This is a genomic window from Microcoleus sp. Pol11C3, from assembly GCF_036701485.1.
GTDB lineage: Bacteria > Cyanobacteriota > Cyanobacteriia > Cyanobacteriales > Microcoleaceae > Microcoleus.
Genome location: NZ_JAUBQW010000065.1, coordinates 25,985 through 33,892, shown reverse-complemented (window position 1 = coordinate 33,892; position 7,908 = coordinate 25,985). Strand labels below are relative to the sequence as shown.

General features: G+C 44.0%; 5 protein-coding genes and 1 pseudogene. 5 read left to right on the top strand and 1 reads right to left on the bottom strand.

Going from position 1 to position 7,908, the window contains the following annotated elements; all coding sequences use genetic code 11:
- Nucleotides 1-107: 107 nt before the first annotated feature.
- Nucleotides 108-482, top strand: a pseudogene (locus tag QUA40_RS16030) (NADAR family protein); the annotation flags it as partial.
- Nucleotides 483-935: 453 nt separating this feature from the next.
- Here the strand turns inward: QUA40_RS16030 and QUA40_RS16025 are convergent.
- Nucleotides 936-1,640, bottom strand: coding sequence for a hypothetical protein (locus QUA40_RS16025; protein WP_333127477.1), 705 nt, complete (start codon nt 1,638-1,640; stop codon nt 936-938).
- A gap of 275 nt (nt 1,641-1,915) precedes the next feature.
- On the opposite strand from QUA40_RS16025, the gene QUA40_RS16020 reads away from it, so the two are divergent.
- From QUA40_RS16020 to QUA40_RS16005, 4 genes are all read left to right on the top strand, one after another.
- A complete protein-coding gene (locus tag QUA40_RS16020) occupies nt 1,916-2,797 on the top strand; it encodes a hypothetical protein (RefSeq protein WP_333127475.1) in 882 nt (293 codons plus the stop codon).
- 48 nt (nt 2,798-2,845) lie between these two features.
- Entirely contained in the window at nt 2,846-3,061 is a 216-nt protein-coding gene (locus QUA40_RS16015; RefSeq protein ID WP_333127473.1) for a hypothetical protein, read from the top strand.
- Between the two features lie 130 nt (nt 3,062-3,191).
- The gene (locus QUA40_RS16010) at nt 3,192-6,449 is read left to right on the top strand and encodes a tetratricopeptide repeat protein (RefSeq protein ID WP_333127471.1); all 3,258 of its coding nucleotides are present in this window, start codon (nt 3,192-3,194) and stop codon (nt 6,447-6,449) included.
- A gap of 87 nt (nt 6,450-6,536) precedes the next feature.
- On the top strand, nt 6,537-7,886 hold the full coding sequence (locus QUA40_RS16005; RefSeq protein ID WP_333127469.1) for a 16S rRNA (cytosine(967)-C(5))-methyltransferase: 1,350 nt from the start codon (nt 6,537-6,539) through the stop codon (nt 7,884-7,886).
- Nucleotides 7,887-7,908: the final 22 nt, after the last annotated feature.

The window sequence follows — 7,908 nt, the reverse complement described above, 5'->3', positions numbered from 1 at the left end:
GAAGTTACATCAGCAAATATTTGGAATTGGTTTACTCACTGCTGTTATTGTACCTCACCTTTGTAAGAAATGCTATATCATAGTCTTGATAATGATTTAGGATTGCTATAGATGGAGAATACTGGTCAACTACGGAGCATTACTTTCAATCGCAAAAATTTGCGACTACGCCTCATGTTAAACAAATTCGTCTGCTAAAAACGCCGAAAGAAGCGGCGATTAGGGGGCGCGATCGCTCTCTTCCTCTCCGCAAAGATTGGGAAGAAGTAAAAGATGATATCATGAGAAAAGCCGTACTCCGAAAATTTGAAACTCATCCCGAAATTAGAGAAATTTTACTCGCTACGGCGGATGAGGAAATAGTCGAAAATTCCCCTATTGATTACTATTGGGGTTGCGGTAAAGATGGCAGCGGCAAAAATATGTTGGGCCAGATTTTAATGCAAGTAAGGGAGATATTGCGAAAACGCACGTCAGAGTAAAACCGAACTTAAATTTCCCAAACTAAAGCAGGACTTATTTAATCCTAAGTCCTGCAATGCTCCTAGGCGAGCATTTCCTCAATTTTCTTCAACACTGAACTCATAAATCGGTATGAGTAACTGTCAAAACTTGTGCCAATCTCGTCGGGCTGTTCTAGTAGAGGGTTTAGCCTATCCTCAGAGACTGCGAAGCAGGGGAAACGGTAAAAACCCTGCACCACTTTTTTTGTTTTAACAACTACTCTCAACCGGAATTAACTTTTATAGTCGCAAGTACAGCATTGTTAGCCAGTCGCCTCCCGGACACCGTTCCCCTAAGGTTGGCGATTCACAGGTAAAACAGCAAAACACCTGTTCTGGTTAAAGTTTGTTTTTTATTTATGCTGTATCTTTCTATTGTGTTGGATTTGGGGGAAGTGTTAGCTCTTGTACAGAATTCTTTACATTGGTGATTTATTTGGATATAATCGCGCCACTCTGCCGCATTTGCTGTTGAATTCGGTTAAATTCTTTCTGTTCTTCGCTTAGCAAAGTATTGTCGATCGGCGATCGCATATCCCACTGCAATTCGGACAATAACAACAAACAGCCAGCCATAATTATTCCTGTGGTTAGATATTGCCAAGGTGCAACAAAAGTTAAGAGAGGGATGCTAAATAAATGAGTTAGTCCAATCAGGAGAAAAGTGCGCGAGCGCAAACCGAGTCCCGTACAAAAATAGCCGATCGCGCTCAACCCCAACCACAAATCGCAAAGGTGCAGCAACAAACCTCCCCAACCGGCAAAAATACTGCAATCAGTTAGAACCAAACCAGTTATCATCAAAATCGCCCAAGAGTAAAGAATCCAGCTAACTCGCTCGACTCTTACCCAAAACAAAGTCAAAACGGCCATTGTCGCAGTGCCAATTAGAGTCAAAGTTGACCACAGAATGGCCTGAAAGCTCCAACTGATCGGGACAAACTGAGCGGTGAAAAAAATCCCCGCCGTCACCAAACCCCAAAGCAGAAAAGTTTGGTCGATGCGGGTATAAAATCTTGAGAAAGGAGTAATGTTCCCGATTTGCCAGTGGATTCGCAACAAGCCTTCGAGGTCTTGTACATCGAGATGTTCTTGTTTGCTGCGGATTAGGGGTTCGGAGGCGTTGAAAAAGGTCATCCAGTGTTGGGGAAAGTATGAAGTTTTGTGTATTGTAACAAGTCTTAAGGAATATTTTTGAGATTTTTTCTTGTTCCCCGGCTCTGCCTGGGGACGTAGATTTGGAGGCTCTGCCTCCTGCGAGTCTTAGACTTGCGAGGCAGAGCCCCTGGATATCGATTCCCCGGCTCTGCCGGGGAACCAGTTAATTGATTTTGTCTGTCGATTCCTGATATACGTCAAATTTGACGTACAATAAAAAAACTAGATTTCAAAAATATAATTAAGGAGAGAATATGAAAGCGAATCCAGGGGGAAAAATTGCTCCGGCGGAAGTCATCGGCAGGGGTGAGCTAATTTCAGGTTTGTGGGAGATTTTAGAGCGGCAAAGCCTGATTTTGAGTGCAGAGCGCAGGATGGGAAAAACTTCGGTAATTCAAAAGATGTGCGCGGAGCCTCGATCAAACAAATTGCCTATTTATCATGACTTAGAATTTGTTCGATCGCCCTTAGAATTTGTCGAAACTGTCTTTAAGGATGTCGAAGAATATTTAACAGGTTTTAAGCGCAATGCTAAGAAGACTCGCGCATTGCTAACTCAACTGGGAGGTACAGAATTTAGCGGTTTCAAGTTACCCGAAATTGCCGCCCCTCACTGGAAAGCATTGCTGACTGAAACGATCGCAGATTTGGTAGAAAATCAAGACCCCACTATCATCTTTTTTTGGGATGAAGTGCCGTATATGCTCGGTAATATCGGCGAGAAATCGGCGATGGAATTGCTGGATACTTTGCGCTCAATCCGCCAGATGTACCCTGCTGTCAGAATGGTTTATACAGGTTCAATTGGCTTGCATCATGTCATTGGTTCTCTCAAAAAATCTGGCTATACGAACGATCCTACTAATGATATGTACGTCCAAGATGTGCCGCCGCTGTCTCCTAAAAATGCCACTAATTTAGCCCGACGGTTGCTTGAAGGTGAGAACATTGCTACACCTGACATTCAAGGAACAGCGGTTTTTATATCTGACGAAGTTAATTATATTCCCTTCTACATTCACCAATTAATTGCTAAAGTAAAAATGCTCGGTAGCTCGGTGGATATACCAGCGATTAAAACAATAATTGCTGATTCTCTTAACGATCCGCTGAATCCGTGGAAGATGCAACATTAGGGCGATCGAATTAAGATATATTATAAAGATTCGCAGTATCTTTATGCTGTGAATTTACTGGATATTTTGGCAGTTGCAGAACAGCCTTTGTTATTTGATGAATTGTTCGATCGTCTCAAGCAAGAGTCAGAAACTCAAGACAAGGAAATAGCGAGGGATGTGTTAAGGCTTTTGCAGCAGGATTATTATATCCAAAAGGGTGATTTGGGATTTCAATTTCGCTACCCGCTGATTCAAAAATACTGGAAATCTTTGAGATGTTGATATTCTCATAGTTCCCAGGCTTAACTTTAAACCGACAGTCCGACAGTCCGACAGTCCGACAGTCCGATAGTCCGACAGTCTGACAGGGAATTCATTCCCTGCCGGACTAAATAACCAACTGAATCAATCCATGAAAAGTACATTTATCTCTCGATTTACTCCTAGCTTAATGGCACCAGAAACCCTGGAAGCTATCTTAGTACAACGTCACAAACTAGCAGAACGATTAGTAGAGCTAATTCGGGTGAGCGCGCTAACAGATAACAAGCATTTTCAACTGCTAATTGGACCGCGCGGTATTGGCAAAACGCACTTAGTTTCACTGATTTATCATCGCGTTGCTAAAATGGACGATTTACAGGATAAATTGCTAATTGCGTGGCTGCGCGAAGAGGAATGGGGGATTGCGTCTTTTTTAGATTTATTGCGGGGAATATTCCGGGCAATTGCTAAAGAAGATCCAGAAGTATATCAAGCTCAGTTATATGATGAGGTTGAAAAGCTTTATGATTTATCGCTGGAACAAGCTGAATTTAAGGCGGCAGAATTGCTGAAAAATTTTGTTGGCAAGCGGGTGCTGTTGTTGATTGTCGAAAATTTAGAGGACGTGTTTAGCGGGTTGGGGGATTTCGGGCAAAAGCAGTTGAGGGCGTACATTCAAAATTATTCGTTTGTGACGATTTTGGCGACATCACAAAGTTTGTTTGATGGAGTCAAACTCTATGATCATCCTTTTTATGGCTCTTTCAATCCACATATATTAAATGAGTTTAACGTCGATGATGCTGTAGATTTGTTAAATCACATTGCTAAGTTAGAAGGGAATAGTGATTTAGCATCTTTTATTCAAACTCCAAAAGGGCGCGATCGCATTAAAGTTGTGCATTACCTTTCTGGTGGCAGTCCTCGCGTCTACATTGTTTTTTCGGCTTTTCTGATGACTCCTGAATCGCTCGATAAATTGGTAGAACCGTTCATGGAAATGCTGGACAGCCTCACGCCCTACTATCAGGATCGGATGAAATATCTATCAAATCAGCAGCGAAAGATTGTTGATTTTTTGTGCGATCGAGGTGGTGCTGCACCAGTCAAAGAAATTGCTAAACGCTGTTTTATTGAGCAGCGAACTGTATCTAGCCAACTTAAAGATTTGCGAGATAAGGGTTATGTAAAAACTGAGGAGATAGGACGGGAATCCTGGTATGAATTGCGGGAACCATTGATGCGTTTTTGTCTGGAGGTAAAGAAGCAGCGAAATCAACCGATTCGATTAATTGTGGATTTTATTCGGGTTTGGTATAGGCGGAAAGAATTGCAGCAGCGATTGGGATTAAGGATGCCGGATGTTGATATGGCGGAGAAAGAAAGTCATTTTATGTATCGGCAAGGTTTGAAACCGATTCCACCTGATGCTGTGATGGAAAGAGAATATTATACGCGGGCGCTTGAGGCTATTGAGAGAAATGAGGAAGATCCGCGTCGGAAGGCTTATTTTGATGAAATTGAAAATTGTCGCGAACAGAAAGACTATGTTTCGGCTTTAGAATATGCGGAAAAATTGGTAGCAAGTCGCGGTCAGGCAAAGGATTGGTCGGTAAAAGGATACTGCTTAAATAAGCTAGAACGCTATTATGAAGCTTTGAAATGTTTAGATAAAGCTATTGAAATCTATTCCAATTATAAAATCGTTTGGCATCTACGAGGCGAGGTACTCGAAAACCTCGAACGCTATGATGAAGCCTTAGTATCCTTTGATCGGGCCCTCGAACTTGATGCCAGTTATCTCCCGGCTTGGGCTTTACGAGGCAATGTACTCAACAACCTCACACGCTATGATGAAGCCTTAGTATCCTTTGATCGGGCCCTCGAACTTGATGCCAATAATCAGTCGGCTTGGGCTTTACGAGGCAATGTACTCAACAACCTCACACGCTATGATGAAGCCTTAGTATCCTTTGATCGGGTGATCGAACTTGGCGAGAATGATCCGTGGGTTTGGACTACGAGAGGCGATATACTCAAAAACCTTGAACGCTATGAAGAAGCCTTAGAATCCTTTGATCGCGCGATCGAACTTGGCGAGAATGATCCGTGGGCTTGGGCTACGAGAGGCGATATACTCAAAAACCTTGAACGCTATGAAGAAGCCTTAGAATCCTTTGATCGCGCGATCAAACTTGGTGAGAATGATCCGCGGGCTTGGGTTAGGAGAGGCGATATACTCAAAAACCTTGAACGCTATGAAGAAGCCTTAGAATCCTTTGATCGCGCGATCGAACTTGACGAGAATGATCCGTGGGCTTGGGTTCAGCGAGGGGATGTACTCGACAACCTCCAACGCTATGAGGAAGCCTTAGAATCCTGTGATCGGGCGATCAAACTAGATGCCAATTATCAGTGGGCTTGGGCTAAGCGAGGCGATTTACTCGACAACCTCCAACGGTATGAGGAAGCCTTAGAATCCTGTGATCGGGCGATCAAACTAGATGCCAATTATCAGTGGGCTTGGGCTAATCGAGGCAATGTACTCAACAACCTCCAACGCTATGATGAAGCCTTAGAATCTTACGAGCGGGCGATCAAACTTGATGCCAATTATAAGTGGGCTTGGGCTAAGCGAGGCGATGTACTCGACAACATCAAACGCTATGATGAAGCTTTAGCATCCTTTGATAGGGCGATCGAACTTGACCCAAATGATAAGTGGTATTGGGGTATGCGAGGTGATGTACTTGACAACCTCAAACGCTATGAAGAAGCTTTAGCATCTTACGATCGGGCGATCGAACTTGACAGCAATTATGAGTGGGCTTGGTATAGCCGATGCTGGGTGCTAGGCAAACTCGGCCGCTATGAAGAAGCTTTAGGATCTTACGATAAAGCGATCGAACTTGGTGATCAATCTTCATCTGTCTTCTTCAACCGTGCCATTGCCATTCTCGGATTGAATCGCTGGGATGAAGGCATCGCCGCCTTAGACGACGCATTCCAACGCCTAGAACCAGGCGAAGAAGCTTATGCAGAAGATGCCGATTTAATTATCCGCAACCTGTTCATCAACACGCACGATATAGCGATATCTCAAACTCGCATCACCAGCCTGATTGCAGTTTACAAAAAATACGAATATCTCTCACTCTTAGGACAGGGAATTGTGGGAAACATTCCCACGCTAATGTCAGAAATGGTCAGCGACAAAGCCGCCCGCACTTGGTTAGAATTGTGGCAAGAACTAACCAGCAACTACGAAGAATTCAAAATTCCCATCCGCCTGCTGAATGCGGCTGTCCGCTATAAGGAAACCAAGGGCGACAGACGAGTTTTGCTAGAACTTGCCATAGAAGAACGCAATTTATTAGAACCATTGGTGTCAACCAAACCAGAATAAGCTGAAAACTAAACTTGCAATAATTTAGATAAGCAGCAATTTACACTATACACTTAACATTGTGTAAGTCCTTTTATGTAATATGTTATGCAAAATCCCCGTCAAATAGCCTTTCTCGCACTCCGCGAAGTCCACCGCCGCGGTGCATTCGCAGATGCCGCACTCGATCGCGCTTTCGGCAATTCTCAACTCAACGACCTCGATCGGCGTTTAGTGACTGAATTAGTTTACGGTAGCGTCAGGAGAATGCGATCAATCGACTTCATCATCGACAAACTAGCCACAAAGAAATCCTCCCAACAACCGCCAGAACTCCGAACCATCTTACATTTAGGCTTATATCAACTCGAATATCTCAACCAGATTCCCCCCTCCGCCGCCGTCAACACCACCGTTCAACTAGCAAAAGAAAACGGCTTTTCAGGACTCAGCAGTTTTGTCAACGGTTTGTTGCGCCAATACATCCGTTTAACAGATAACGACTTAAACCCATTAACAGTTACTAATTATAAATCAACCGTTGAACGCCTAGGAATTTTGCACAGCTTCCCCGAATGGTTGGTAAAAATGTGGCTCGAACAAATAGGTGAAACCGAAACCGAACAACTCTGTGAATGGTTCAACCAATCCCCCACAATTGACCTGAGAATCAATCCTTTAAAAAGCTCGATCGCCGAAATTGAAACCGCCTTCAAATCCCAAAACATCAGCGTTAGCAGAATCCCGCACTTGCCACAAGCATTAAGATTAAATGGCACCATAGGCGCAATTCAAAACCTCCCCGGATACAGCGAAGGTTGGTGGACAATCCAAGACAGCAGCGCTCAATTAGTCACCCATTTACTAGCGCCCCAGCCAGGGGAAATCATCATCGACGCCTGCGCCGCGCCGGGGGGAAAAACCACCCACAGCGCCGAATTAATGCAGGATGAAGGCACTATTTATGCCTGCGATAAAACCGCCAGCAGACTCAAAAAACTTAAAGAAAATGCCGACAGACTCCAGATGAAATCCATTAAAATTCATACCGGAGACAGCCGCCATTTCCCAGAGTTTGTTAACCTCGCAGACAGAGTTTTACTAGACGCACCTTGTTCTGGCCTCGGAACCCTCCACCGCCGCGCCGACGCCCGCTGGCGCCACACGCCCGAAAACATTCAACAACAATCTCAACTGCAATCGGAATTGTTAGCAAATGCAGCGACCTTTGTCAAGCCCGGTGGCGTATTAGTTTATGCCACTTGCACAATTCATCCCTTGGAAAATGAAACAGTTATTCGATCGTTCTTAGACAGCAATCCTCACTGGCAAATAGAACCGCCAACCATTGATTTACCCGTACAGCCATCACCCGAAGGATGGGTGAAAGTGTGGCCGCACAGACATCACATGGACGGCTTTTTTATGGTAAAGCTAAAGCAATTGAAAAAAAACTAAAGTCTTTACTACAAACGGATAG

Excerpts from the sequence above, each read along its gene's own strand:
- QUA40_RS16025 (WP_333127477.1), bottom strand. The coding sequence starts at position 1,640 with ATGACCTTTTTCAACGCCTCCGAACCCCTAATCCGCAGCAAACAAGAA.
- QUA40_RS16005 (WP_333127469.1), top strand. The coding sequence starts at position 6,537 with ATGCAAAATCCCCGTCAAATAGCCTTTCTCGCACTCCGCGAAGTCCAC.
- QUA40_RS16010 (WP_333127471.1), top strand. The coding sequence starts at position 3,192 with ATGAAAAGTACATTTATCTCTCGATTTACTCCTAGCTTAATGGCACCA.
- QUA40_RS16020 (WP_333127475.1), top strand. The coding sequence starts at position 1,916 with ATGAAAGCGAATCCAGGGGGAAAAATTGCTCCGGCGGAAGTCATCGGC.